The sequence below is a fragment of the Actinoplanes sp. 13 genome, from assembly GCF_056134165.1.
Genome location: NZ_JBVYOQ010000008.1, coordinates 99,181 through 124,540, shown reverse-complemented (window position 1 = coordinate 124,540; position 25,360 = coordinate 99,181). Strand labels below are relative to the sequence as shown.

The window sequence follows — 25,360 nt, the reverse complement described above, 5'->3', positions numbered from 1 at the left end:
ACCTCCGAGGGGACGAATGACTCTCCACCACTCCTGCCGTCAGGAGTCGGCCCCCAACATCGGTCACCCGCGGCGGGCCCTTTAGCGTTTCCGGCCGGTCACTCCTCCAGCAGCCCGAGCCGGTGCGCGACCGCAGCCGCCTCGACCCGGTTGCCGACCTCGAGTTTCGCGATGATCCGCGACACGTGCACGCTCGCCGTCTTCGGCGAGATGAACAAGCGCTGTGCGATGCGGCTGTTGCTCTGCCCCTCGGCCACCAACCGCAGCACCTCCCGTTCCCGGGCCGTCAGCACCGCGGTGCCCGCCGACGTCGCCCGCACGCCCGCCGCCGTCACCCGCACGCCCGCCGGCGCCATCCGCACGCCGAGCCGCCGCGCCAGCATCTCGCCCGCTTCGGCCAGCGGCCGCGCCCCCAGCCGCTCAGCGATCTCCCCCGACTCGGTGATCGCCTCGGCCGCCGCCTGCCGGTCCGCCGCCACTGCTTCCGCCAGACCGAGCAGCGCGACCCCCAGCTGGTACGCCTGCCCGTCCGCCCGCCGGGCCTCGACCGCGGCCCGCCACCGCTGCACCCCGCCGTCGAGCAGCGCCGCCACCTCGGCCGCACCGGCCCGCTCGGCCGGATAGCGCTGGGGCAACCCGGCCGCCACCGCCCGGATCCCCGCCTCGAGCACCGTGTCCGGTTGCGCCACCACCACCCGGGCCGCCGCGACGAGCAGCTGCCACCCGTACCGAGGCCGCTGTGACACCCCCTGGTCCGACACGGCGGTCCGGGCCACGGCCACCGCCGCGGCCAGGTCGCCCGACGCCCGGCCGGCCAGGACCCGCAGCTCGAGCAGGGACACCCGGGTCTCGGCCTTCAGGAACGGCCGGCTCAGGAACTTGGTCGCCCGTGCGACGAGCGCGGCCGCCCCCTCGTGCCCGCGCGCCAGCCGGATCTGGGCCCGCAACCGCAGCCACGGCACCGCCAGGGTGCCGGGGGGATCGTGCCGGGCCGCCTGGGCGAGCAGCGTGTCGGCCCGATCCCAGTCGCCCAGCGCCATCAGTGCCTCGGCGTGGTTGGCCAGCAGGTAGACCCCGGTGGTCCGGCTGACCCCGACCCGGTCCGCGTGCGGCACACCTTCCGCGGCGGCCGCGGCCGACTCGGCGTATTCGCCCACCTCGTACAGCGCGTCCGAGAAGTTGACCAGCGCGTACGTGAAGCTCTGCAGATCGCCGCCGGCCCGGGCGCGGTCCACCGCGCCGCGCATGGCCGGCAGCGCCTCCGCGACCGGGAGCCGGCCGCCGCACACCTGGCCATGGATGATCTCGGCCGAGATCTGGGCCGCCTCGTCCCCGAACTCGACGGCCGCCGCCCTGGCCTCCCGCGCGATCCGCCCGGCGTCCTCGCCGCCGATGCCGCCGAAGACGTGCGCCACGTCGCCCAGCAGCCGCACCCATGCGGTGTCCCGCGGAGCCGCCTGCAGGAGCCGGTATGCCTCGCGGGCCTCCGCCGCGCCGTCGCTCTTGCCCGCGTTGCGCAGCAGCTTGGCGCGCCGGATCAGCAGGCGGGCCGCCCGCAACGGCTCGGCCGCGGAGTCCAGATCGCCGATCGCCGCGCGGGTCAGGCTGAGCGCCCGCATGTGGTCGCCGGCGTCGATCGCGACGAGTGCCGCCTCCTCCAGCAGGTCCAGGTGGGTGGTGCCGAGCAGGCCGGCCGCGCCGGGCACCTGCTCCCAGAGCTCGAGCACCCGGTCCAGCAGGCGAGCCTGCTCGGCGAACGCATATCGCGCGCCGGCCTCGGCGGCCGCACGCCGCGCGGCGACCAGCGCCCGCGGCGGATCGTGCGCGGCGAACCAGTGATGCGCGATCTCCGCCGGCGCCCGGTCGAGCTCGATCAGGTGCGGCGCCGCCTCGATCGCCTCCGCGTACCGCGCGTGCAGCCGCGAGTGCTCGCCGGGCAGCAGGTCGTCGTGCACCGCCTCGCGGACCAGCGCGTGCCGGAACTCGTAACCCCCGTCCGGGTCGAAGACGATCAGCTGGGCGGCGACCGCCGCCCGCAGCGCGGACTCCAGCGCCGGCTCGTCCACCCCCGCGACGCGGGCCAACAACTCGTGCCCGAACCGGGTGCCGCCCACCGCGGCCACCCGCAGCACCCGCTGCGCCGTCTCGGGCAGCTGGTCGACGCGGGACAGCAGCAGGTCGCGCAGCGTCTCCGGGATGTCGCCGCAGCGCGGATCGCCCGAGGCGGCGAACTGCTCGATGAAGAACGGGATGCCCTGCGCCCGCTCGGCCACCGCGTCCACGGTGGGCGGGTCGGGCTCGGCGCCGAGCAGGTGCCCGAGCAGCTCGGCAGTGCCGTCCCGGTCGAGCCGGTCCAGCTCCAGCCGCTGCACGCCGCGAACCCGTTCCAGCTCGGCCAGGAACGGCCGCAGCGGATGCCCCCGATGCAACTCATCCGTGCGGTACGTCGCGATCAGCAGCAGCCGCGGCACCCGCGCCGAGCGCACCAGGAACCCGATCAGATCGCGGGTGGACCGGTCGGCCCAGTGCAGGTCCTCGATCACCAGGACGATCGGCTGCTCCTCGGCGAGCCGGGCGAACAGCGACCCGACCAGCTCGAACAGGTGCCCCCGGCGGCTCTCTCCCCCGTCGGCCGGCGGGCCCAGCTCGGGCAGCAGCCGGGCGAACTCCGGCTCCCGCCCGCCGAACGCGGCCCGCCCCTCACGGCGGATCAGCCCGCGCAGCGCGGCCGAGAACGGCGCGAACGGCAGGCCCTCCTCGCCCAGCTCCAGGCACTGTCCGCTGAGCACCCGCAGCGGCTCACCGGTCAGCGCCCGGGCGAACTCCTCGACCAGGCGGGTCTTGCCGACCCCGGCCTCGCCACCGACCAGCAGCGCCGCCGGCTCCTCGCCACGGACCCGTTTCAGCGCCTCGTGCAGCGCGGCCAGGTCGGCCTCCCGGCCGACCAGAACCGTGCTGTGGGCACTCACCGTCATGACGTCGAGCATGTCACGCGGGTGCGACAGAATTTCCGCGCCGATCGCGCCGGTCACGACACGAGCGGCTGCGGTGCCGGGGCCGGCCGGCGGCGCCGTGGCCACCGCCCGAACCGGCGTGCCGGCCGTTCGGTGAGCTGCCGGGCCAGGCGGTACTCCGCGGCCGCACGGACCAGGTCGTCGCCGTGCTGACGGATCAGGTCGTACTGGATCTCCGGGCTGGTGAACAGATTCATCTCGGGCTCCTCGCGCCTCGTTCGGCTGCTTGCACCGATGACTCTTCGCGCGAAGGCACCCGCCGGGCATGGGGACACCGACCGATCTACCGGACCCCACCCTCCTTACTCCGGGCGCCGCAGGTGCCCGGGCCGCCGTAAGGTACCTGAGCCCCACTACACTTTGCGGCTATGGCAAAGCCCCAGGAGAAGGTGTCGTTCCGCGAGCGCCTGAAGCAGATCGGCCAGGTGTTCTCGTTCACGGCGAAGCAGGACAAGTGGTTCGTCCCGCTGGTCATCGGCGCGGTCGCGATCCCGCTCGCCCTGACCGTGACCGCGGTGCTCCTGGGCTGGGGATACCTCTGGATCCCGATCGGCATCCTGCTGACGATGCTGGCCGTGCTGATCGTGCTCAACCTGCGCTCCAACGCCGCGATGATGAACGTCGCGGAGGGCCAGCCCGGCGCCGCCGCCTCGCTGATGGAGAACATGCGCGGTGACTGGCGTGTCCGCCCCGCCGCCAGCTCCACCACCCAGTTCGACATGGTGCACGTCGTGATCGGCCGCCCCGGCGTCATCCTGCTCGCCGAGGGCGACCCGCAGCGCGTGCGCAACCTCCTCAGCCAGGAGCGCAAGCGCCTGGTCAAGGTGATCGGCAACGCCCCGCTCTACGACTACGTGATCGGCACCGACGAGGGCCAGCTCCCGGTCCGCAAGCTGCGCTCGACCATGCTGCGCCTGCCGCGCAACCTCACCGGCAAGGACGTCAACGCCCTGGACAAGCGCCTCGGCGCTCTGATGGCACGCCCGCAGATGCCGAAGGGCGCGATCCCCAAGAGCATGCGGCCCAGCAAGGGCGCGTTCCGCCAGCAACGACCCCGCTGACGACTTTTTGGTACGAGTCAGGTTCGCCGCCGCCGAACCGGGGCCGTCCCGCCGACGCACGGCGCGCTGCCTGCCACTCCGGGCCGCAGCGCCGGCGCCGGGCTGACCTGCCCTGCCGCACCTTCCCGACCAGAAACTGGTAGCACCTCCTCCGCACTGCCGAACCTCCCGGCTCGGGGCAACGACGATCATGATTACTCTCATAGAATGCTGTCGTTACTGACCGTCCAGGGAGGTGGCCGGTGCGACCGAGCGACAGCTATCCCCCGCCCCCCACGGCTGCCCACGTCCCACCCCCGGCCCGGTCGGCAGCGACCGCCCCAGGCCCCGCAGCCGCCCCGGTCGCGCCCCCCGCCGGCAGCCCCGGCGGCATCCCCGTCCCGCGTCGCGGCCGTCTCGGACCGCTGAGCCTCGCCCAGATCCTCCTCGCCGAGGCGGCCGTCCTCACCGTAGTCGCCGCCACCACCCGCGGCCTCCTCCAGACCCTGACCGCCGGCCTGCTGGCCGCCCTGGTCCTCCCCGCCCTCTTCGCCCGGCGGCAGGGCCGCTGGTGGCTGGAACACCAGCAGATCGCCCGCGACCACCACCGCCGCCGGGCCGCCCGTCCGGACCCCGGCGCCGGCCCCCTGCTGGCCGTGCTGCGCACCATCGCCCCGGGCCTGACCGTCCGCGACATGACCACCCCCGGCACCAACGGCTCCGTCGTCGGCGTGGCCCGTGACGAAGCCGGCTGGTTCAGTGTCCTGGCCCTCGCCCCCGGCACCCCGCCCATCCCGCTCGACGTGCTGACCGGCCTGATCGCCAACGCCGGTCAACCCGGCATGGTCCTGCAGCTCGTCACCCACACGATTCCCGCGCCCAGCCTCGACGTGCATCCCGGCTCACCCGCCGCCACCTCATATCGGCAGCTGATGGACGCACCGGTCCCCGCCCACCGGGAGTCGTCGATCTGCGTGCGCGTCGACGCCCGTACCCTCGCTGAAGCTCTTCTCGACCCCGCCGCCGACCCGGAGGCCGCAGCGGCCCGCACCGCCGGCCTGGCCCGCCGGATCGTGTCCGGCCTGCGCCGGCAGGGCATCACCGGCCGGATCCTCGACGCCGACGGGCTCCTCGCCACCGTGGCTCAGCACTGCGACGTCGAACCAGGCTCCACCGTGGACGAGACCTGGACACACTGGCGCTCGGCCCGCCTGTTCCACCGGACGTACTGGTTGCGCACCTGGCCCGCCCACGCCACCGAGTTCCTCGCCTGGGCCGCCGCCGCCCCGGTCGCCCGGGCCACCGTGACGCTGCTGCTGACGGCCGACGAGCAGGGCATCGCGATCCGCGCCCTCCTGCACCTGGCGACCCGTCCCGAGGCGGACCTGGCAGCCCTGCATCAGATGCTCCTCGACGGCGCCCACCGCAGCGGCGCCGAGCTGCAGCCGCTGGACGGCGAGCAGGGCCCCGCCGTCTATGCGACCGCACCCACCGGAGGTGGCGCCGGATGACCCGCCCCGACGCCGACGGCGCATGGCAGCCCGCACCCGGCCGGCCCTCTGCGGATCAGCCGCGACCCGAGGCCCCTGCCGAAGGCCGGTGGCAACCCGAAGCAGCCGCCGTGGCCCGGGCCACCGTTCCGGCCCAGCCCGCGGCGCCCGCCTTCGCAGCCCCGGCGGCACGCCCGCGAGCCGTCCCGGCGACGCCCCCGGACCCGCCACACCGGCCACCGCCGGAGCCCTCCACCGACCGCACCGGCCCGTCCGGACGGACCGCCCGCCTCCACATCGGATGGCACTCCCTGCCGCGCGCCGGTCAGGTCCGCGTGACGACCACCCCGCCGGCCGGTGCCGGCCTGCTCCTCGGCCGCAACCGCCCGATCCGTTTCCTGGCTCCCGAACCGACCCGATCAGCCCTGGTCGGCGGCCTCTGGCCGGCCCAGCTCCTGATCTTCCGAGCGTTCGCCCTGGGCGCCCGGGCCATCGTGGTGACCACCGACCCGCGCTCCTGGTCCGGCTTCGGCGAACGCGCCACCGGCCAGTACAACCGCCTGACCGTGCTCAGCAGCGACCAGGGCGGTTTCCCCACCGGCACACCCCAGATGCCCACCCTCATCGTGTACGACCTGGGCACCACCGCCCCCGCGACGCCACCCACCCCGGCGCCGTGGCAGACCCGGCTCACCCTGCTGCGCCACCTGGATCGTCCCGGCCTGGCCACCCTGCGGGACGCCGACCTGGTGCTGCTGCAACGGCTCGGCGACGACGAGACCGCCCTGGCCGCGTCCGCCCTGCGTCTGCCCGCGGCCGACGCCCGCCTGCTGAGTTCCCTCGCCGACGACATGATCGCGTTGTTCGCCGGCGACACCGACGACTACTTCCCGCTCGGCCCCACCCCGATCGAACAGCAACTGCTGGGGCCACCGCGCCGCTGACCCCGGTCTCAGCGCGCCGGCGGCACCCAGGCGAGCTGTACCAACCGGGCCCCGTGCCGCCGCGTCACCATCCATCCGCGCCCGGCCGGCAGCGTCCGCGGTTTCAGCGTTCCGAACAGCGGCCCCTCCTCCGGCGCGCCGGACAGCAGGATCCCCGGCGAGGCCAGTTCCCGGATCCGCCCGATCACCGGGTCGAACAGCGCCCGCGACGCGCCGCCCACCCGCCGGGTGACGACGACGTGCAGCCCGATGTCGCGCGCCTGCGGCAGGAACTCCAGCAACGGCAGCAGCGGGTTCTGCGCCGCACCCGCCACCAGGTCGTAGTCGTCGACGAGGACGAAGAGCCGCGGCCCTTTCCACCAGCTGCGGTCGCTGAGCATCTGCGGTGTCACGTCCGGCCCGGGCAGCCGTTCCCGCATCGCCACCGCGACCTGGCCGACCAGGTCAGCGGTGACCTGGTGCGAGCTTCCGTAACCAATGGTGTGCCCGGCCGGCACACAGCCGAGCAGGCTGCGCCGCAGGTCGACGAGGAGCAGCCGGGCCTCGGACGGGTCGTGGCTCGCCGCGATCGACGTCGCGAGGCCGCGCAGGAACGAGCTCTTCCCGCTCTCCACGTCGCCGAAGAGCAGCGCGTGCGGCTCGGCGTCGAAGTCCAGTGACACCGGCTGCAGATCGGCCTCGGCGATGCCGATCGGCACGGCCCATCCCTGGACCGGCGGCAACGCCTCGTACGGCAGTTCGGCGGGCAGCAGGCGGACCCGCGGCGCCGGCGGCCCGGTCCACTGCTCGGCGACGTGCTTGACCAGATCGGTGACCGCGTCGGCGAGATCGTCCACCTGGTTCAGCCGGTCGATGCGGGGCAGCGCGGCGAGGAAGTGGTGGCCGTCCGGGGTGAGGCCGCGGCCGGGCGCCCGGTCCGGCACGTTCATCGCCTCCCGCCGGTTGATCACCGAGTCGGCCGGCTCGCCGAGCCGCAGTTCGATCCGGGTGCCGAAGACGTCGCGGATCTGCGGCCGCACCTCCATCCAGCGGTTGGTGGTGGCGAGCAGGTGGATGCCGAACCCGAGCCCGCGGTTGGCCAGCTCGTGCACCATCGATTCCAGGTCCTCGAACTCGGTGCGCAGCGCCGCCCATCCGTCCACCACCAGGAACACGTCGCCGAACGGATCCTCGGCGAACCGGCCCTGTGTCTTGGCCCGCCGGTACGCCGCGGCGCCCTCCACCCCTTCGGCGGCGAACAGCTCCTCCCGTGCCCGCAGCAGCCCGTGCAGCTCGGCGATGGTCCGGCGGACCCGGTCCACGTCGCGCCGGGTCGCCACGCCGCCGACGTGCGGCAGGTCGACCAGCGCGCTGAGCGGCCCCCCGCCGAAGTCGAGCCCGTAGAACTGCACCTCGCGCGGCGTATGGGTCAGCGACAGCGACGCGATCAGCGTGCGCAGCAGGTTGGACTTGCCGGACTGCGCGGCCCCGACCACCATCACGTTGCCGGCCGCGCCGGACAGGTCCAGCCACATCGGGTCGCGCCGCTGCTCGAACGGCTTGTCCACCACGCCGCCGAGCGCATGCAGCGGGGCGCCGTCCAGCACCATCTGGCCCAGGGTGGGTGCCCGGTCCAGCGGCGGCAGCCACACCTCGTGCGCCGGAGCGCCCCGTCCTTCCATCTGCCGGACCAGCAGCTCCAGCAGGGTGTCGCCCTCGTCGACAGGTGGTGCGGCCGCCACCGGCCCGGGGTCGCGCTCCGGCACCGAGTAGAACGTCGAATAGTCCCGGACCACGGCGCCGGCGCCCGCCTGTGCCACCGTTCCGGGTCTGCGCACCGCGCCGGACACGTACGCCGCTTTCAATCGCACCAGACCTTCGGTGCCGGTACGCAGATAGCCGTGTCCCGGGGATCGCGGCAGCTCGTAGGCGTCCGGCACGCCCAGCACCGCCCGCGACTCCATCGAGGAGAACGTCCGCAACCCGATCCGGTACGACAGATGCGACTCCAGCCCACGCAGCCGTCCTTCCTCGAGTTTCTGCGACGCCAGCAGCAGGTGGATGCCGAGCGACCGCCCGACCCGTCCGATCTGGACGAACATGTCGATGAAGTCCGGCCGGGCACTCAGCAGCTCGGAGAACTCGTCGACCACGAACAGCAGGCTGGGCAGCGGCGTGAGTGGCACCCCGGCCGACCGGGCCCGCTCGTAGTCCCGCTGGGACGCGTAGTTGCCCGCCTTGCGCAGCAGCTCCTGCCGCCGGGTCAGCTCGCCCTGGATCGCGCCGAGCATCCGGTCGACCAGCGGCAGCTCGTCCTCCAGGTTGGTGATCATCGCGGCGGTGTGCGGCAACCGGTCCAGCGAGGCGAACGTCGCGCCGCCCTTGAAGTCGACGAGCACGAAGTTGAGGATCTCCGGGTCGTGGGTGAGGCCGAGCGCCACCACGAGCGTGCGCAGCAGCTCCGACTTGCCGGAGCCGGTCGCGCCGACCAGCAGCCCGTGCGGGCCCATGCCGTCCTGCGCGGACTCCTTCAGGTCGAGCTCCACCGGCCGGCCGTCGAGCCCGACGCCGATCGGCACCCGCAGCCGGTCCCGGTTGGGCCGGCTGACCCACAGCTCGGTGAGGTCGATCCGGTACGGGTCGCCGACGTCCAGCAGCTCCGCCAGCCCCATGTCCTGGGAGACGGCAGGCTGGTCGGCGTACGACGTGGCGGACAACCGCAACGGCGCCAGTTCCCGGGCCAGCACCTCGGCCTCCGGCCGGCTCAGCGTGTCGGCCCGCCCCACCTCGGTCGGGCCGTCCATGGTGGTGCCGGTGACCGTCCCGTCCGGGGCGATCTCCAGGATCACCGAGCTGTCGTCGAGCAGCCGGGGCGGCTGCCCCGACAGGTCCAGCAGCGTGACGCCGGCGACGCCGCCCTCGGTCATCAGATGGTCGGAGCCGGCCGTCGAGCCGCCATCGATCACCACCACCACGTGTGGTCCGCCGGCCGGCGCACCGGCCGGATCGAACCGCGGCCGGTTGACCAGCACGTCGTCGAGCATCGCCTCCAGCGCGGGCACGCTCGGCGCGACCAGCCGGACCGGCCCGGCGGCGTCGGTCTTGCCCGGGTGCTGCGCGTGCGGCAGCCATTTCGCCCACTCCCAGCGCTCCCGCTGATGGTCCGGCACGCAGACACCGATCCGCAGGTCGTCCGGGGCGTGGAAGATCACTGTCTGGGCGAGCAGCGCCCGGACGAAGTCGCGCACCGTCTCGTCGGCGCCGCGCAGATAGACGTGCGAGAAGTCGCGCAGCGCCACCGACACCGGCAGGTCCGGCACGACCGAGTAGGCGCCGATGAACCGCCGCAACGCCAGCGCGCAGAGCGGCTCCAGCTCGTCGACCGGGCGGGTCTGCGGCGGGATGAGCCGGGTCGCCACCTCCTGCGGGCCGACCGCGATCCGCACCACGGTGAAGTCGGCGTCGCCACGCCGGCGTTCCCAGAGCCGCCCGCTGTCGGCGAAGCTCCACAGTGTCCCCGGGTCGGGATTGCGGTAGTAGAGCGCCTCGCGCTGCTGCTGGATGGTGGCGCGCACCTGCGCCCGGAGCCGGGTCAGCTGCCGCAGGTATTGCCGGCGTGACTCGATCATCTCGCGTTTGCCCGGTCCGGTCGTGCTGGTGGCCATCATCGCGATCATGCCGAGCAGCGACACCCCGTACATCGCGCCGGCCACATAGGTGATCGGCCCGCCCCGCTGCGCGCCCATCATCAGTGCCATCGCCGCCGCACCGGCGCCCATCGGCAGGATCATCAGCATCCGGCTCCAGCCCTTGCCGGCCGGGGGCGGCACCTCGGGCGGTGGGTCGAGCAGCACCTCGCCGGAGGGCATACCGGGCGCCGGCCGCCGGGGCGGGCGCTTCACGATCGTGACGGTCACACCCATCCCCTGACTACGCTGGGCTTCCCAGTGGTGACAGATCGGTGACCATCATATCGGCGGATCCTGCTACGTTGTGGGTCACGCCGTCGCAGGGGGTGATCTTGTGACCACGCCTGGTGGACCCGGCCTGGCCCGGGTCACCGTGGCCGCACCCGCGCGCCGGCTGGATCTGGCCCTGCCCGACAACATGATCGTGGCGGAGCTGCTACCGCACCTGCTGCGGCATGCCGAGGACGCACTGGGCGAGCCGGCCGAGCACACCGGCGGCTGGGTGCTGCGCCACGCCACCGGCGCCCCGCTCGAACCGACCCGCAATCTGGCCGCGCAGGGCGTCCGCGACGGCGCTCTGCTGCATCTGAAGCCGGCCCGGGAGGACTGGCCCGAACCGGCGTACGACGATGTGGTCGAATTGATCGCCGGCGGCTCCCGCCGCGCGGCGCGTTCCTGGAGCGCCGCCGCCACCCGCCGCTGCGGCCTCGCGGTCACCGCGGGCGCGCTGCTGCTCGGCATCGCCGGGCTGGTGGCCGGCGGTGCACCGTGGACAGTGCCGGCGGTCGTCGCGCTCCTCGTCTCGGCCGGCCTGGCCGTCGCCGGCATCCTGCTGTCGCGGGTCCTGCACGACGCCCCCGCCGGCGCCGTGGTCGCCGCCGCCGGCCTGCCCTACGCGTTCTTCGGCGGCGCCTGGCTGCGCACCGAGCCGACGGCGGGTTTCCTCAGCATCGGCGCCGCCGGTCTGGCGCTCGGCGCCGTCATGCTGCTCATGCTGAGCGCGGTCGGCCACGTCGGCGTCGCCGGCCTTTCCCGCCTGTTCGTCGCCGGTGCGGCCGCCGCCCTGACCGGCCTGCTCGCCGCGCTGCTGGCCGTCGCCGGCGTCTCCGCCGAGGGCGCCGCGGCGATCGCGCTGACCGCCGCGATCGGCCTCCTCCCGGCGTACCCGGTGATCGCCGCCTGGCTCGGGCGGCTGCCCTTCCCGGAGTTGCCGGCCCGGGCCGAGGAGATCCTCGACGACCGGCCGATGCCGCGCCGGGCCGACGTCTTCGCCGCCGTGGTGCGCTCCGCCGAGGTGCTCAGCGGGCTCCTGCTCTCCGCCGCCCTGTGCAGCTTCGTCGCGATGACCTTCCTCGCGCTCGCCCGTCCCAGCGTCTCCGCCGTGCTCCTGATGATCGCCGCGATCGCCGCCCTGCTGCTGCGCGCCCGGCTGCTGCCCACGCCCGCCCAGCGGGTCCCGTTGCTGGTCGCGGGCCTCACCGGCCTGGCCGGACTCGGCTTCGGCTCGGTGGTCACCGGCGCTCTCCCGGGCGTCGCCCTGCTCGCCGGCGCCCTGCTGGTGGCCGCCGGCGCACTGCCCGCCGCCCTGCTCTTCAGCCGCAAGCCGCCGTCGCCGTACCTGGGCCGGGCCGCCGACATCCTCGACGTGGCCGCCATCATGGCCCTCATCCCGCTGGCCTGCGGCGTCATCGGTCTTTACGGCGCGATCCGCGGTCTGTTCGCCTCGCTCGGCGGGTGAGCATGACCTCCCGCCGCGACCAGCTCCAGTCGTACCAGTTCATGAACCAGCGGGTCATCTCGGCGCTCGTCATGCGCGAGACCGATCCCGCCCAGTCCCCGCTGCGCCGCGGCATCGGCGCCCTCTTCGCCGGCCTGATGGTGGCCGTCCTGGTCGCCGCCGGCTTCGGGGTGTACGGCCTGCTCACCCGCACCGGCGACACCCGCTGGCAGGCCGAGGGCTCGGTGGTCGTCGAACGCGAGACCGGCGCCACCTTCGTCTATCTGCGGGACCGCCTGACCCCGACGCTCAACCTGGCCTCCGCGAAACTCGCCTCCGGCCGCCGCAACCCGCCGGTCTTCCGCATCACCGCCGAGTCCCTGGCCGGCACCGCCCGCGGCGCCCTGATCGGCATCCCCAACGCCCCTGACTCGCTGCCCGCCGCCGACCGGCAGGTCCGGCTGCCCTGGACCACTTGCACGGTCCCCGGCGAGACCCCCACCTCGGCCCTGCTCATCGCGTCCGCCGGCCCCGCCGCCACCCCCTTGGCCGACCGCGGGCTGCTGGTCACCGGCGGCGACCTCACCCACCTGGTCGCGCAGGGCCGCAAGCACCGCATCCGCAACGCCCGCGTGACCATCCCCGCCCTGTTCGGCGCCGCCCAGCCCACCGAGGTCACCGCCAGCTGGCTGGACACCCTCCCCACCGGCGCCGACATCGCCCCCGTCGACGTCGACGACCGCGGCGACCCCTCCGGCGCCGTCCCCGGCCGCGACAACGGCGACGTCCTGTTCACCGAGACCGGCACCGGCCGCCAGTTCTACCTGGTCCTCGACGACGGCCTGGCCCCCGTCTCCCCGCTGCAGCAGGCTGTGCTCAACGCCGCCTTCCCCGCCGAGCCGCAGGAGATCGAAGTCAGCGAAGTCTCCAGGTCCCCCACCAGCGACGCCCTCGCCAACGCCCCCCAGCCGCCCGCTGCGGTCCCCGACCTGGCCCCTCTCCCCCCGGGGCAGGCCGCCTGCGCCACCACCCGCACCGCCACGGACCCTCCCACCCTCACCGTCGGCGGCTCGCCCACCGCCTTCGCCGACGCCATCCCCACCTCCGCCGGCGAGGCCGTCCAGATCCCCGCGGGCCGTTTCACCCTGCTCCGCGCCACCGCCGGCTTCCTCGTGATCACCGACCAGGCCCGGCGTCACCCCGTCCCCGGCGACGAGGCCCTGTCCCGCCTCGGCTACTCCCCCGACGCCGCCATCGACGTCCCGCCGGCTCTGTCCGACGCCGTTCCGGCAGGCCCGGCCCTGGATCCCGCCGCAGCCCTGCGACCAGCCACTTCTTCGAACTGACGAACCCCTTCTGTCGTACGACCGAAGCCCCTTCCGTGCTCCACCTCTTCCGGCCCGCCCGCCCGAGCCCCGTTCCCCGCCAACCGGCCGCGCCGCCCGTCCGAGGCCCCGTTTCCCCGCCGTCCGCCCGCGCCGCCCGTCCGAGGCCCCGTTTCCCCGCCGTCCGCCCGCGCCGCTTCCCCGCCGTTCGGCCGCACCACCTCCGGCACCGCGGCCGTATCAGCCGAAGCCGGCCTGCGCCACGACAGCTCCAGCACACAGCCGGCGGTCGTTTCTCAGCCGTTTCGATCCCCCGGCTGTCTGCTGGAGCTGTCCGCGGGTCTCGATGGCAGCCCTGGCCGACAGCCGGATGCCCGGACGACCCGACTGGATCGGCGAGCTGCGGCAAGGAGCCGTCCCGCCCCCCGACGACATCGAGGTTCGGGCATACTCATGCGATGCCCAGCATGGTGCCGCCTCAGCTCGCGATTCGTGACGGTGTCCCGGTGCTCACGCTGGCCGTCGATGTGCCTGGTCAGCTGGTGGAGAGCGAGTGGTCGCTCGTGAACCGGCTCACCGTGGTGATGGTCGACGGCCCCGGCGACGAGGGTTTTCTGATGCCCCGCCTGACCCCCGACGGCGACGCCGCGCCGCCCGGCTGGGACGACGCGGTCGACCGGGCCGGGGGTAGCCACGTCCGTTTCGGCACAGGCGCCGACGCGCCCACCATGTTCGTCCGCAACCTGCTCTGACCGGGCGCCGCAAGGCCGCGGTATCGCAAAACAGCGCCGCGGCAAGCGACAGCCCGTGGCAAGCCACAGCGCCGCGACGGCCACGCCGGCCGAAGCCGGGGCGTGACCGTCGCCGTTCACCTGCCGACGCTGTTCACATGCCGGCGGCGATCTGCTGATCCACCTGCTGCATGCGGGTCGCCGACTCGCCCAGCCGCACCCCGACCGTCGCCAGCGCGGCCTTGATCTCGGCGGCGCCCTGGTTCCACTTCTGGCGGGCGTCGTCGCACGCCACGCCCGCCGCGCCGGTCCAGTCCTGGGCGAAGAGCTGGGTGAACGCCGTGTACAGGTCGTTCAGCTCGCGGTCCATCTGGTTCTGGAAGGTGTTGATGGCGGCCGAGACCTCGCCGATCTGGCCGAAGTTGTAGGTGATGTTCATGAGTCAGCTCCTTCAGCCGCGCAGGATGGTGACCACGGAGCCGTCGGCGACGGCACCCGCTCGGATCGACTGGGCCGCCTCTTCGTCGTTGACGCCGTACGTGGAGGCGGCGGACGACATCTTGCCGCCCAGCTCGTCCAGCGCCGTCATGATCTTCCGGAGGCCGTCGTTGAGCTGTACCGAGACGTCCTGAAGGGCGTTGTTCGCGGTGCCCTGGAAACCGCCGCCGCCGAGGGCCTGGATCTGGCCCATCAGCTGGTTCATGCCGGACGAGACGGTCTGCCCGGTCTCGCCGCACCGCCGCGCCATCGCGGTCAGTTGTTCCTGAGTGGCGTGGAACTGACCTGCTGCCATGGTCATTCTCCCGAAGTCCGGTGGTGGCCTATGACTGCCCGTACACCGTTTGCACACGGACGGTTCGAACCGGTTTCCGAAGTGGCGTGTACACGTCGGCATGAGTGCGGAGAATCCCTACGCGGAGCAGACCGCGGCGAACACCGGCACACCCTGGCTCGGCGACGGCCCGAAGGTGGAGGTCGATCTCGACGGGCTCCGCGAGTACGCCCGGCTCCTCGCCGACCAGCAGGCCGACCTCGCGGCCCGGGCGGCCCGTCTGGCACCGCTGAGCGAGATGCCGCACGCGGCGTGGGACGGCGACGTGCTGGGCGAGGCGGACGCGGTCAAGGCACAGCTGCTGGCCAACGCCGCCGAACTGACCATCTACCTCGGCAAACTCGGCGAGTCGCTGCGCAACATCGGGAACGCGGCGCAGTCGATCGCGAACCGGTACCGGTCGGGCGACGCGACCGCGGCGGCCTCCCTCGCCGACGTGAAGGCGGCCTTCGCGGTGACTCCGGGCAGCACCGGACCGGCGGCGGCAGTGCCGGCGGCGGACAGTCCGATGTGGCGGGAGGGGCCGGTTACGCCGGTCAACGCGTACCAGACCGCGCAGACCGCCACCGGGCCGAACGGGGAGCGACGCGAGGTACTGACGTTCACCGGGCCGGGCGGGGCGACGACGGTGACGATCACGGTCGCCGGGCCGGGCGGCGAGACGATCTCGACCGGCACGACGCGCACGACCACGCGCCAGGACGGCGCGGTCCGGACCACCACGGAGGAGACCTTCGGACCGGACGGCGAGCTCAGCGCCACGACGACGACCAGGCAGGTGTACGACCGGAGCACCGTCACCGACACTTCCACCGAGACTGTCGACCCACGGGGACGGACGACGAGTCTGACCACCGAGAAGCTGGATCCGGCCACCGGGGAGAGCACGTCGAGCACCTTCCGGCCGGACGACAGCGGCCTGCTCGAGGAGATCGACCGGGTGCGGGTCGGACCGCGTACCGCCGGCGCGAACGGCTAGACGATGGGTGAGTACTGGGGCGCGACCGCCGACCCGAACTACGGGTACAGCCCGTACAGCGGGCAGCAGCGCTACGCGAGTCACCCGGCCGCGCAGACGCCGTTCACCTCGCCGCCGGGGCTGGGCAACCCGCTGACCCCGGAGATCGTGGTCGCGAAGATCCGCAACATGCATCCCGAGCAGATGGCCGCGCTCGCCGACCAGTGGCAGAACGCGTGGACGTTCCTGGCCGAGGTCCGGCACTTCGTGGTCCAGCAGAGCACCGTCCTGCAGGACGAGCACTGGCGCTCCCCGGAGGCGCGCGACGCGTTCCTGCGCCGGGGTCCCGGTGAGGCGCTCACCTATCTCGACGTGTGGATGGACGCGCTGCAGCGCAACGTCACCGCGCTGCGCCATCTGGTCCTGGTCAGCCAGGAGGCGCGCCGCGAGGCCGACCAGTTGATGCAGCGGTACGAGCAGGAGATGCGTGAGGCGCGGGCGATCGGTTTCCCGGAGAGTCTCGGCGCGTTCCTGACCCGCGGGCAGAGCTGGGACGCGGCGGCCCGCGAGGAGGTCGCCGCGGACGTGGCCGAGGTGACCGAACGCTACCGGAGTGCGGCGCAGGCACTGGCGGTCAAGTACGGCGACCAGTACTTCGATTACATCGCGGTGGTGGCGAACGGAGCGGGGCCGCCGGTGCAGCCGGTGAACGGAGCGTTGAGCGCGCCGGGTGTGCCGGGTCCGGGGTTCGTCACGAGTCCCGTGGCCGGCAAGCCGGGCGGCTTCGCGCCGCCCGACGGGACCCAGCCGCCTGGTGCGGTCCCTCCCGGTGCTGTCCCGCCCGGCGCTCTACCGCCCGGAGTCGTCCCGCCCGGAGTGGTCCCGCCCGGATTTGTCCCACCCGGTGTCGTGCCGCCCGGCGTCGTGCCGCCCGGCGTCGTGCCGCCCGGAGTGGTCCCGCCGGGTGTGCGGCCTCCGGGAACGGTGCCGCCGGGTGGATCGCCGCCGGGCGCCGTTCTTCCGCCGGGAAAGCTCCCGCCCGGAGCGCTCCCGCCGGGGACCCTGCCTCCCGGGGCACTACCTCCCGGCGCAGTGCCGCCCGGGGTCGCGCCGCCCGGGACTCCGCCCGGGACTCTGCCGCCGGGTGTGCCGGGTCAGAACGGCGGCTCGCTGACCCCGCCGGGCACGGTTCAGCCGCCGCTGCCCGGTCAGTTCGGCCGTGGCGGTCCCGGCGGTACCCCTCTGCCGCCGCCCGGCAACGCCCCGCCGCCGGGACGGTCGGTGCGCCGCCCGATCGGGCCGCCCGATGGTGCTCCGGTCACGCCTCCGCCCGGTAAGGAGATCCGCCGGCCCGGCACCGGCCAGCCGTTGCCGCCGCCGCTCAGGCGGCGCCCCGAGGACCGGGCCGAGGGGCGTGCGCCGGGAACACGAACCACGGGAGACGGGTCGTCCGCCCGCACTTCCCATCCGAGTGCATTGCCCGTACTGAAAAATCCCGCGGAAAACCGTGACCGGCGTCCCGGCAGCAAGGAAGAGCTCAGCTCGCCCGCGGCCGAAGGCCGGCCGACCGCTCAGGGCGCCGCGCCGTCCGTGCTCGGCCGATCCGCGCCCGCCGCGCCGCCGCCGCGGCCGGCGCGACGGGATCGCGGTGCACTCGCATGGCTGGATTTGTTCGGTGCGGGGAAGGCCCGGTCCGGGGCCGGCGGCGGAAGCGTCGAACCGCCGCAGCGTTCGCGGCCGGAGAGCGGGCCGCGGGCGCTGCGCAGCCGGGCGGCCGAGCCGGAGACCCCCGCGCAGCGCCGGACGGTCCCGCCTGAGCTGAGCAAACGCCGGCAGCGCGGTGAGCCGGCCACCGAACGCGCCGACGGCGACATCGTCACCGACGAGCAGGCCTTCCGGGTACGCGGCCCCGGCGGCGGCGTGGTGAAGCGGGATTGACGCCGGGATTGACGCCGCACAGCGTGGTGAAAGCCGGATCAGCGTCGCGGAGCCGGGGTGACGATCGAGCCGGCTGTCCGGTCGTGCAGGCCGCGGCCCTGACTGTTCATGATCAGTGCCGGCACGAAGATGCCGAGCAGGGCCGCCCGCAGCAGGCCGCGACCGAGGCCGAGCACGCCGCCGTCGGGATAGGAGGCACAGCGGATCCGCAGCAGCCGCATCCCGGGGGTCTGCCCGAACAGGCCGACGAAGAACGTGTTCGCCAGCACCAGCACCACCACCGCCGGCCAGGCGACCTCGAACGGGCTGGCATAGAGGCTCGCGATGAGCAGCGAGAGAAACCAGTCGATCAGCAGCGCGGCCAGTCGCGGGCCCAGCCCGGCGGGTTCCAGACCGGCCGGGACCTGGGGCGACGGGTTCACGTCGTTCGTGGAAGCAGCCACGTCTGCCGAGCGTACGCGATAGTGTCCGGGAGGTCGGCTGGCGCTCTCGCCGTGCCCTCCGCGCAGTCCTTAACACGGCGGAAACAATAGGGATACGCCGGGGCAACTCCGCGCCCATAACGTCGCGACCAGCCTTGCCAGGTGGCGGCACCTGCCGCCCGGTATCGGAAAACTGTGCCAGGAGGACGTGTGTTCGCCAATCCCGAGGAACTCCTGCGATACCTCAAAGACGAGGACGTCAAGTTCGTCGACGTACGGTTCTGTGACCTCCCGGGTGTGATGCAGCACTTCAACATCCCGGTCGAGTCGTTCGACGACAGTGTGGTGACCGACGGCCTCGCCTTCGACGGATCCTCGATCCGCGGGTTCCAGGCCATCCACGAGTCCGACATGATGCTGCTCCCGGACGTGGCGACGGCGTTCGTCGACCCGTTCCGCATCCAGAAGACGCTCGCCCTGAACTTCTTCATCCACGACCCGTTCACCCGCGAGGCCTACTCGCGTGACCCGCGGAACGTGGCGAAGAAGGCGGAGGCGTACCTCGCTTCCAGCGGCATCGCCGACACCGCCTACTTCGGCGCCGAGGCGGAGTTCTACATCTTCGACTCGATCCGTCACGAGACCTCCGCCCACCAGGCGTTCTACTACATCGACTCGATCGAGGGCGCCTGGAACTCGGGCCGCGAGGAGGAGGGCGGCAACCTCGGTTACAAGACCACCTTCAAGGGTGGCTACTTCCCGGTGTCGCCGGTCGACCACTACTCCGACCTGCGCGACACCATGGTCCGCCAGCTGATCGACACCGGCTTCACCGTCGAGCGCTCGCACCACGAGGTCGGCACCGCCGGCCAGGCCGAGATCAACTACAAGTTCTCGACCCTGCTGCACGCCGGCGACCAGATGCAGCTGTTCAAGTACATCATCAAGAACACCGCGCGGGCCGCCGGCAAGACCGTCACCTTCATGCCCAAGCCGCTGTTCGGTGACAACGGCTCCGGCATGCACACCCACCAGAGCCTCTGGCTGGGCGGCGAGCCGCTGTTCTACGACGAGACCGGTTACGCCGGCCTGTCCGACATGGCCCGCTGGTACATCGGCGGCCTCCTGCACCACGCGCCGTCGCTGCTCGCGTTCACCAACCCGACCGTCAACTCCTACCGGCGCCTGGTGCCCGGCTACGAGGCCCCGGTCAACCTGGTCTACTCGCAGCGCAACCGCTCCGCCTGCACCCGCATCCCGGTGACCGGCAGCAACCCGAAGGCCAAGCGCGTCGAGTTCCGCGTGCCGGACCCCTCGGGCAACCCGTACCTGTCGTTCTCGGCCCAGATGATGGCCGGCCTCGACGGCATCAAGAACAAGATCGAGCCCCCGGCCCCGATCGACAAGGACCTCTACGACCTGCCGCCGGAGGAGTGGGGCAGCGTCAAGCAGGTCCCGGGCTCCCTGGACGCGGTGCTGAACTCGCTCGAGGCCGACCACGAGTACCTGACCGCCGGCGGCGTCTTCACCGACGACCTGATCTCGACGTGGATCGACTACAAGCGCGCCAACGAGGTCGACCCGGTCCGCCTGCGGCCGACCCCCCACGAGTTCGAGATGTACTACAACGTCTGACGCTGACCAAGGCTCTGACCAGCAGTTCCACCCGCTGATCTGATCTTGGGCACAACTCGGGCACAACTCCCGGGACGGCGGTCATGCTCGGCTCCCAGCCGACGTGGCCGCCGTTTCGTGTGTGCCGAGCGCCGCGTCGACGAGCGACCCGAGGACGTCCGGCCACTCGTGCACGTACACGTTGAGGGTGATCCTCGGAGCGGAGTGACCGAGCGCCAGTTGCACCGTCTTGACACTCGCCCCGGCGTGGATCAGCAACGTCGCGTAGTAGTGCCGTAGCCCGTGGAACCCCCACCGCATCGGCAGACCGACCTTGGCCCGCACCGGTGTCCAGGTCCGCGAGAAGGCCGAAGCGATCACCGGCTTACCGTTAGCACCTCGGAAGATGAGTGAGGCGGGCCGCCGAGTCGGCCGGCGAGGGTCGGTGTCGTCGTCGACTTCAACCGGATCTCCCAGGGTCTCCAGTTGTCGCCGGAGTGCCGCGCGAGCACAAGACTCCGGTCACGTACCCACGCCTGCACCTTGCTGGGACGCACCTGCCCGACTTGCAGATGTCCGAGGCCCGGGGTCTGTCTAGATGCCGGTCTGTCAGTCAAGTCCTGAGGCCCCCCAGAACGCGACGGCGGATGCGACGGCGGAGCAGGTGAGAACTTTCTCTACGTCTTCAAGGCGCGGCTCGGATCCGGTGCCTTACGCCTTCGGCCCGGCCGCGCAGTGAGAACTCTCGTCGGACACGACGAAGCTCCGACTTCGCGACCTAAGCCAAGGAGGACCAGCAGATAGGTCGCCCCTTATGAAGAGTGACCCAGATCACTTGCTCAACTCATTGCGCCCAATTGGTAGCGCAGACGGTACGGGCAGTGACGCTTCTCGCCGCGCTTCTATGGCGCACCCTTCGCCGTAACGTCGTCCGCCTCCGCGCAACCGTCTTCAACCGAGCCTGCACCGCTGGCGTGTTCGTCCTACTCGGAACCTGGGTCTGGTTCCGGTTCATGGCCTCACCAGCCGATGTGGCCGATCTGCTCGCGCCGTACCTCGCGGTTGCTACCTCTACATTCGCCTGGATCCTCACGCCTCCGCGCCGAGGCGACCACAGGCAGTCGTCCCACGAGCTGGCTCACCGCTCGAAAGTTCGTGCTCTAGCCGGACCAGGTTCCGTGAAGAACACGCGCCGCCAGCGGCCCTACCAAAAGAAGTAAGCCTCCGGCGCCCAGACTCCGCCCGGACCCGCTGAGAAACATGCCTCCGGCGGGCGCTCTGGGAAGCGGCTCCCCGCCACGCGCCGGAGGTCATCAGGTCGGGTGGCCGGATGAGGCAGAGCCCGCGCGACGGGAAGCCACTCGGCCCCTCGTTGGTAAAATCAAAGTCTGCCCGCGCCGAATACGCGCCGACACTACCGACACCAAGGGCCCACCCGCGCCCGCCGTCACTGGTCGACGGCATGATCAGACCCGGACCGGGCGTCGCTTTCCGGAGGCAACAATCCCGAAGTCGGCCAGCCTTCGGCGGGCAGGATCTCCGGCCCTGCACCCGGAGATTGCCTCCGGAGGCCAGGGCTGCCTGCCCTGGACCCGGGCGGCCCCGCGATGCCCGGCCCGGACGGCCCCTCACCCACCGGAGGCGGCCAGACCACGGCTGGCCGGGGGCCAGCGGGGCGGTGCCTGCGCAACGGGATGCCACCCAAGGCGGGAGGGACCCCCGGCTTGCATCAATCATGGCCCGGACCATCCCGAAGATCACCGGGCCCAACCACGGCACAATCGAGCCCAGAAAGCACTGTAAACGACGGCGATCGAAGGCAGGTTACTGTGCAGCTCAGAGCCTTCATCGGTTGCGTTTCCGCAGGTCGCCGCTCCCATGATTGGTTCGAGATGTACTACAACGTCTGATCCGATAAGCCGCGGTCCTGCGCCCTGCCGCGACCGCTGCTGAACGGCTCGAAGAGTGTGTGAAGGTCGGGTGCGCTACGCGCCCGAACTTCACACACGACGACGGCGGCCATGCCTGGCGTGGCCGCCGTTTCGTGTGCGCCGAGCGTCCAGCGTGGATCCTGCGCCGAGGCGCCGTCTCCGGGATCTCCGGATCAGTGGCTCGCCGGCGCCGGCCTTGGGTCCGCCGGCTATGTGGTGCGGTTGTTGAGTGTCATGTATTTCACGGTGTCGTTCTCCGTCTCGAACTGCAGCACCCAGCCGGAATGCCCCTCGACCGGCACGAAGTGCATGTGCTCGGAGCTGGATTCGAGGCCCGGATAGGCGGCCTTCGCCTCGGCCAGCGACGAGCCCCGCTTGACGCCCTCCGGGGTTGCGGCGTCCGCGGGCGCCGCGATGCTGTCGATCCGGCCGTCGGTGAAAGCGGCGCCGCCGGCGGTGAGGAAGGCGTTCAGGCGTACGGACATCCCGCGCATCGCGGTGGCGCTGAGTTCCATGGCTCGCGCCTGCCCGGCCATCGACGTGTCCTTCTCGGCGGCCGCCAAATCTGTCTCCAGTTTCTCGTCGGCGGCCACCTGGCTCGGGTCGGGCTGCGGTCCGTCCACGAACGAATACACCTTCATGCCCTGAATCGTGGACGTCGGTTCATCCTGGAGTTCACCGGTGGCGAGGGCTTCGGCCTCGGTCATCGTCAGCGTGAGCCTGCCGTAGCCGGCGGGACCGAAGTGTTGCGGTGCAGCGGCCGGTCCGGCCGCCGGTTCCGCGGAGGTGCATGCCGTCAGTGCGGCGGCTGCGGTCAGGGTGAGCGCCCCGGCGAGGAGGCGGCGACGGTCGATCATGGTGGGCAGCTTAGAACGGGGGTACGTCAATGCCGAGCCGCCGCAGGGCAGACTTCCGCACCCGGCAGACGCGGCTGCAGCCGATCGTGCCGTCGGTTCTGCGGATCCGGTAGAGGTCGAGGCGCACCTCGTCAGCCGTGAAGGGGTCCCAGTCGATGCCCCAGCCGCGCAGTCAACGATCCCAGGCCTGGTGCCACTCCCGCTGCGGCACTTCGCCGCTGATGGTCAGGACCACGACCCACTCGCTCATCAGGGCAGTTTACGCCTGGAGATAGTCGTACCGGCCGGGCAGCGGCTCGACGACGACCCGGCCGTCACGCACCTGCCACTCCTGCATCCCGGTCTCCTCGTTGTGGGCCAGGAACAGCCCACGGACCCGGTCCGCCGGCTCGTCCGGCGGCGCCGGGATCGCCGCTGCCTCGCGCAACGCGCCCAGCAGCCGGTCCACTCCGGAGTTGCGGATGGTTCCGCAGTACATCACCGCGACGTCGCCGTTCGGCCCGCGCACCGTCGACCAGCCACCACCGGATAAATCCTCGTCGTGCCGGCGAAGCACCTCACACACAGCGTCCAGCTGTCCGTCGACGCACTCCACCCAGCCGCGCACGCTGACATAGGCTCCCACCGCTTACCCGCCTTTCCTCGAACCGGTCAACTGCCAGCATGACTTACGCCGGCCGGCAAGCGCGCGATCTGGACGAGCGGCGACGCTGACACGGCGCCGGGCCTCGCGAGCCGGCGCCGTGTCAGCGGCTCAGAGCAGCCGGCCCAGGTCGAGGAAGACCGTCTCGCCGGTGGCGTCGTCGAGGCCGTCGTTGTCGGTGACCGCGTAGGTGCGGCCGTTCCCCGCCACCGCCAGCCCTTCGACCTTGTCCTGCACCCAGCCGCCGTCCGCCTTCAACAGCGGCAGCAGATCCTTCACCAGCTTCTTGCGCACCACACCCTGCGGCGACGCCGAGCGCACGTCGAACGTGTAGATCCGCTTGATCGCGGCCTGTGCCCCGCGCTGGTTGTCCCGTTCGATCACGGCGAACCTGGTCGCGTCGACCGCGACCAGCTCGGACAGGCCCACCCAGCCGGCCGGGGCGGCGTCGAGCGGGTAGAGCAGCCACGACCAGGTGCGGGTGACCGTGTCGTAACGGCCGATCCGGGCGGTGTTCGCCGGGTCGCCCGCGACGGCACGCTGGACGGCGACCCAGACCGAGGTGCCGACCTCGGCGACGCCTTCGAGGCCGTTGCTGGTGATCGCGCCGGCCACGTCGGCGGGCAGGGGGATCTCTTCCCGGACCTCGGCGCGCGCGTCCAGGCGTACCAGAAGATCGGGGTTCTTGCCCGCACCGGTTCCCTCGACGGCCAGCCAGTAGCCGCCCTGCTTGCGCACCACCAGGCCTTCGGCGTCGTAGCCGACCGGGACGCCGCCCTTGGTGACGGTGACCGAGGAGTCGATCGTCCCGCGGGTCGACAGGCCGAGGATCCGGGTCGGTGTGTAGACCGCGTCGGTGACCGCGGCCAGCCGGTCGCGCCGTCCCGGCACGGCCGAGAGGGCGGAGAGCGCGCCCCACGGGATGTCGTTCCTGGACACCAGCGTGGTGCCGGCGGGCCGGCCGAGGCCGAAGACCTGCACGGTGCCGCGGATGCCGATCGAGGCGTCGTCCTCCTCGCTGGAGACGACGACCAGGCCGCGGGAGGGGACGGCCACGACGCCCTCGGGACCGTTGGTGGTCGGCAGCAGCTGCTGGAACCGGGGCGCGATCGGGTTGGAGACGTCGTAGACGGCGGTGAAGTTGCCGCGTTCGGAGTTGACGAAGACGTAGGGAGTGCGGCCGATGCGGGCGAACGCCACGTTCTCCGGCTCGATGCCCTTGGCGTCGGAGCGCTTGTCCGGGTAGTGGCCGTGCGCGACCGCGATGTGTTCCAGGGTGTTGCCGGCGTCCCAGACGGCCTTGCCGGTCCGTTTGTCGAAAATCGACCAGCCGCGCGAGCCGCCCTCGTAGTCGCCCTCGTTGGCGGTGGCGAAGAGGTCGTCGGTGATCCAGGCGACGCCGTCGGGTTCGCGCTTCGCGGTGATCGTGCCGTCGAGGGAGATGGTGTCGTCGTCGCGGGTGTCGACGCGGCCGACCGTCACGGCGCCGGCGGTGAAGTGCGAGACGACGCGGCGCGACGGCAGCGAGACGACTGCGAGGTGGTTGTTCTCCTGGAGCGAGACCACGGCCTCGTCACGGGAGTTGATGCTGACGTACTCCGGCTCCGGGTCGGTCGGCGCGACCGCGGACAGGCCGGTCAGGTCGACCTTCGACACCTTCCAGGTACGGGTGTCGATCACCGCGAGCCAGCCGGGCGGCGCCTGCGGGATCGCGCCGTCGTCGACGTCCTCGTCGCGCTCGTTCTCGACGGCGACGGCGATGTAGCGGCCGCTCGGGGCGACCGCGACCGAGTCGGGCTGGCCTCCGAGCTCGATCTCGCGCAGCACGGACCGCGACTTCGCGTCGATCACCACGAGTTTGCCGGACGGCTCCGTGAAGCTCGCCCGGGTGTTCACGCCGGCCAGCAGCAGCCGGCCCAGGTGTGCCACCGAGGTGGGCTCGCCGTCCATCGGCAGGGTGCCGGCGGGCCGCGGCCGGGCCGGGTTCGTGATGTCGACGAAGCCGAGCCGCTTGCCGGGGCTGTCGGTGTAGACGACGGTGCGGCCGTCCTCGGTGACGGTCGAGATCTCGGCTGCCGCGGTGTCGTCGATCGACGAGTTCAGGTAGGCCGGGAACGTGGACAGCCGGTGGAAGGCGTCGGCGCGGCCGTGCGCGGCCGCCGCGGTGGGCATGCCGGCGACCGCGGCGAGGGCCGCGACGGACACGACCGCCGAGGTGGTACGACGTAGGGACATG

General features: G+C 72.4%; 19 protein-coding genes. 9 read left to right on the top strand and 10 right to left on the bottom strand.

From position 1 onward, the window contains the following. Positions 1–98 precede the first annotated feature (98 nt). Both AC0NH5_RS18745 and AC0NH5_RS18740 read right to left on the bottom strand, forming a co-directional pair. Positions 99–2,975, bottom strand: coding sequence for a helix-turn-helix transcriptional regulator (locus AC0NH5_RS18745; RefSeq protein WP_474405370.1), 2,877 nt, complete (start codon positions 2,973–2,975; stop codon positions 99–101). A gap of 53 nt (positions 2,976–3,028) precedes the next feature. Next, positions 3,029–3,211 (bottom strand): hypothetical protein, encoded by a 183-nt coding sequence (locus AC0NH5_RS18740; RefSeq protein ID WP_474405369.1) that lies wholly within the window; start codon positions 3,209–3,211, stop codon positions 3,029–3,031. 171 nt (positions 3,212–3,382) lie between these two features. Between AC0NH5_RS18740 and AC0NH5_RS18735 the strand changes: the two genes are divergently transcribed. The 3 genes from AC0NH5_RS18735 (at position 3,383) to AC0NH5_RS18725 (ending at position 6,488) form a co-directional block, all read left to right on the top strand. Beyond that, positions 3,383–4,075, top strand: coding sequence for a DUF4191 domain-containing protein (locus AC0NH5_RS18735; RefSeq protein WP_474405367.1), 693 nt, complete (start codon positions 3,383–3,385; stop codon positions 4,073–4,075). A 242-nt stretch (positions 4,076–4,317) separates the two neighbouring features. Further along, positions 4,318–5,565 carry a type VII secretion protein EccE gene (locus AC0NH5_RS18730; protein WP_474405365.1) on the top strand — a complete coding sequence of 416 codons (1,248 nt, stop codon included), beginning with the start codon at positions 4,318–4,320 and terminating at the stop codon, positions 5,563–5,565. Beyond that, positions 5,562–6,488 carry a hypothetical protein gene (locus AC0NH5_RS18725; protein WP_474405363.1) on the top strand — a complete coding sequence of 309 codons (927 nt, stop codon included), beginning with the start codon at positions 5,562–5,564 and terminating at the stop codon, positions 6,486–6,488. Before AC0NH5_RS18730 ends, AC0NH5_RS18725 begins: the two co-directional genes overlap by 4 nt. An 8-nt stretch (positions 6,489–6,496) precedes the next feature. Here the strand turns inward: AC0NH5_RS18725 and eccCa are convergent, their stop codons facing one another. Continuing rightward, complete coding sequence (gene eccCa / locus AC0NH5_RS18720; RefSeq protein ID WP_474405361.1) at positions 6,497–10,384, bottom strand: type VII secretion protein EccCa; 3,888 nt, start codon at positions 10,382–10,384, stop codon at positions 6,497–6,499. A gap of 106 nt (positions 10,385–10,490) precedes the next feature. Between eccCa and eccD the strand changes: the two genes are divergently transcribed. From eccD to AC0NH5_RS18705, 3 genes are all read left to right on the top strand, one after another. Beyond that, positions 10,491–11,894, top strand: a complete 1,404-nt coding sequence (gene eccD, locus AC0NH5_RS18715) for a type VII secretion integral membrane protein EccD (protein ID WP_474405359.1) — start codon at positions 10,491–10,493, stop codon at positions 11,892–11,894. A gap of 2 nt (positions 11,895–11,896) precedes the next feature. Next, complete coding sequence (gene eccB / locus AC0NH5_RS18710; protein WP_474405692.1) at positions 11,897–13,219, top strand: type VII secretion protein EccB; 1,323 nt, start codon at positions 11,897–11,899, stop codon at positions 13,217–13,219. A 437-nt stretch (positions 13,220–13,656) separates the two neighbouring features. Then, positions 13,657–13,950 carry a hypothetical protein gene (locus AC0NH5_RS18705; protein WP_474405357.1) on the top strand — a complete coding sequence of 98 codons (294 nt, stop codon included), beginning with the start codon at positions 13,657–13,659 and terminating at the stop codon, positions 13,948–13,950. Between the two features lie 133 nt (positions 13,951–14,083). Here AC0NH5_RS18705 and AC0NH5_RS18700 read toward each other — a convergent pair whose 3' ends face one another. Beyond that, positions 14,084–14,368, bottom strand: coding sequence for a WXG100 family type VII secretion target (locus tag AC0NH5_RS18700; protein ID WP_474405355.1), 285 nt, complete (start codon positions 14,366–14,368; stop codon positions 14,084–14,086). 12 nt (positions 14,369–14,380) lie between these two features. Continuing rightward, positions 14,381–14,722: a WXG100 family type VII secretion target gene (locus AC0NH5_RS18695; RefSeq protein ID WP_474405353.1), complete on the bottom strand. Its 342-nt coding sequence runs from the start codon at positions 14,720–14,722 to the stop codon at positions 14,381–14,383. Positions 14,723–14,822: 100 nt separating this feature from the next. On the opposite strand from AC0NH5_RS18695, the gene AC0NH5_RS18690 reads away from it, so the two are divergent. Beyond that, on the top strand, positions 14,823–15,740 hold the full coding sequence (locus AC0NH5_RS18690; RefSeq protein ID WP_474405351.1) for a hypothetical protein: 918 nt from the start codon (positions 14,823–14,825) through the stop codon (positions 15,738–15,740). A 3-nt stretch (positions 15,741–15,743) separates the two neighbouring features. Next, positions 15,744–17,657, top strand: coding sequence for a hypothetical protein (locus tag AC0NH5_RS18685; protein ID WP_474405349.1), 1,914 nt, complete (start codon positions 15,744–15,746; stop codon positions 17,655–17,657). Between the two features lie 38 nt (positions 17,658–17,695). Here AC0NH5_RS18685 and AC0NH5_RS18680 read toward each other — a convergent pair whose 3' ends face one another. After that, the gene (locus tag AC0NH5_RS18680) at positions 17,696–18,100 is read right to left on the bottom strand and encodes an RDD family protein (protein WP_474405347.1); all 405 of its coding nucleotides are present in this window, start codon (positions 18,098–18,100) and stop codon (positions 17,696–17,698) included. A gap of 189 nt (positions 18,101–18,289) precedes the next feature. Here AC0NH5_RS18680 and glnA point away from each other — a divergent pair, with 189 nt between their 5' ends. Next, positions 18,290–19,714, top strand: coding sequence for a type I glutamate--ammonia ligase (gene glnA, locus AC0NH5_RS18675; protein ID WP_474405345.1), 1,425 nt, complete (start codon positions 18,290–18,292; stop codon positions 19,712–19,714). A gap of 81 nt (positions 19,715–19,795) precedes the next feature. Here the strand turns inward: glnA and AC0NH5_RS18670 are convergent, their stop codons facing one another. The 4 genes from AC0NH5_RS18670 to AC0NH5_RS18655 form a co-directional block, all read right to left on the bottom strand. Further along, positions 19,796–20,101 carry a tyrosine-type recombinase/integrase gene (locus AC0NH5_RS18670; RefSeq protein ID WP_474405690.1) on the bottom strand — a complete coding sequence of 102 codons (306 nt, stop codon included), beginning with the start codon at positions 20,099–20,101 and terminating at the stop codon, positions 19,796–19,798. Positions 20,102–21,833: 1,732 nt separating this feature from the next. After that, a complete protein-coding gene (locus tag AC0NH5_RS18665) occupies positions 21,834–22,481 on the bottom strand; it encodes a hypothetical protein (RefSeq protein ID WP_474405343.1) in 648 nt (215 codons plus the stop codon). Positions 22,482–22,740: 259 nt separating this feature from the next. Then, positions 22,741–23,106, bottom strand: coding sequence for a hypothetical protein (locus tag AC0NH5_RS18660; RefSeq protein WP_474405342.1), 366 nt, complete (start codon positions 23,104–23,106; stop codon positions 22,741–22,743). A 129-nt stretch (positions 23,107–23,235) separates the two neighbouring features. Next, positions 23,236–25,359 carry an esterase-like activity of phytase family protein gene (locus tag AC0NH5_RS18655; protein WP_474405340.1) on the bottom strand — a complete coding sequence of 708 codons (2,124 nt, stop codon included), beginning with the start codon at positions 25,357–25,359 and terminating at the stop codon, positions 23,236–23,238. Position 25,360 lies beyond the last annotated feature (1 nt).

Excerpts from the sequence above, each read along its gene's own strand:
- AC0NH5_RS18705 (WP_474405357.1), top strand. The coding sequence starts at position 13,657 with ATGCCCAGCATGGTGCCGCCTCAGCTCGCGATTCGTGACGGTGTCCCG.
- AC0NH5_RS18665 (WP_474405343.1), bottom strand. The coding sequence starts at position 22,481 with ATGATCGACCGTCGCCGCCTCCTCGCCGGGGCGCTCACCCTGACCGCA.
- AC0NH5_RS18655 (WP_474405340.1), bottom strand. The coding sequence starts at position 25,359 with ATGTCCCTACGTCGTACCACCTCGGCGGTCGTGTCCGTCGCGGCCCTC.
- AC0NH5_RS18725 (WP_474405363.1), top strand. The coding sequence starts at position 5,562 with ATGACCCGCCCCGACGCCGACGGCGCATGGCAGCCCGCACCCGGCCGG.
- AC0NH5_RS18740 (WP_474405369.1), bottom strand. The coding sequence starts at position 3,211 with ATGAATCTGTTCACCAGCCCGGAGATCCAGTACGACCTGATCCGTCAG.
- AC0NH5_RS18735 (WP_474405367.1), top strand. The coding sequence starts at position 3,383 with ATGGCAAAGCCCCAGGAGAAGGTGTCGTTCCGCGAGCGCCTGAAGCAG.
- AC0NH5_RS18745 (WP_474405370.1), bottom strand. The coding sequence starts at position 2,975 with ATGACGGTGAGTGCCCACAGCACGGTTCTGGTCGGCCGGGAGGCCGAC.
- eccB (WP_474405692.1), top strand. The coding sequence starts at position 11,897 with ATGACCTCCCGCCGCGACCAGCTCCAGTCGTACCAGTTCATGAACCAG.
- AC0NH5_RS18685 (WP_474405349.1), top strand. The coding sequence starts at position 15,744 with ATGGGTGAGTACTGGGGCGCGACCGCCGACCCGAACTACGGGTACAGC.
- AC0NH5_RS18695 (WP_474405353.1), bottom strand. The coding sequence starts at position 14,722 with ATGGCAGCAGGTCAGTTCCACGCCACTCAGGAACAACTGACCGCGATG.
- AC0NH5_RS18690 (WP_474405351.1), top strand. The coding sequence starts at position 14,823 with ATGAGTGCGGAGAATCCCTACGCGGAGCAGACCGCGGCGAACACCGGC.
- AC0NH5_RS18700 (WP_474405355.1), bottom strand. The coding sequence starts at position 14,368 with ATGAACATCACCTACAACTTCGGCCAGATCGGCGAGGTCTCGGCCGCC.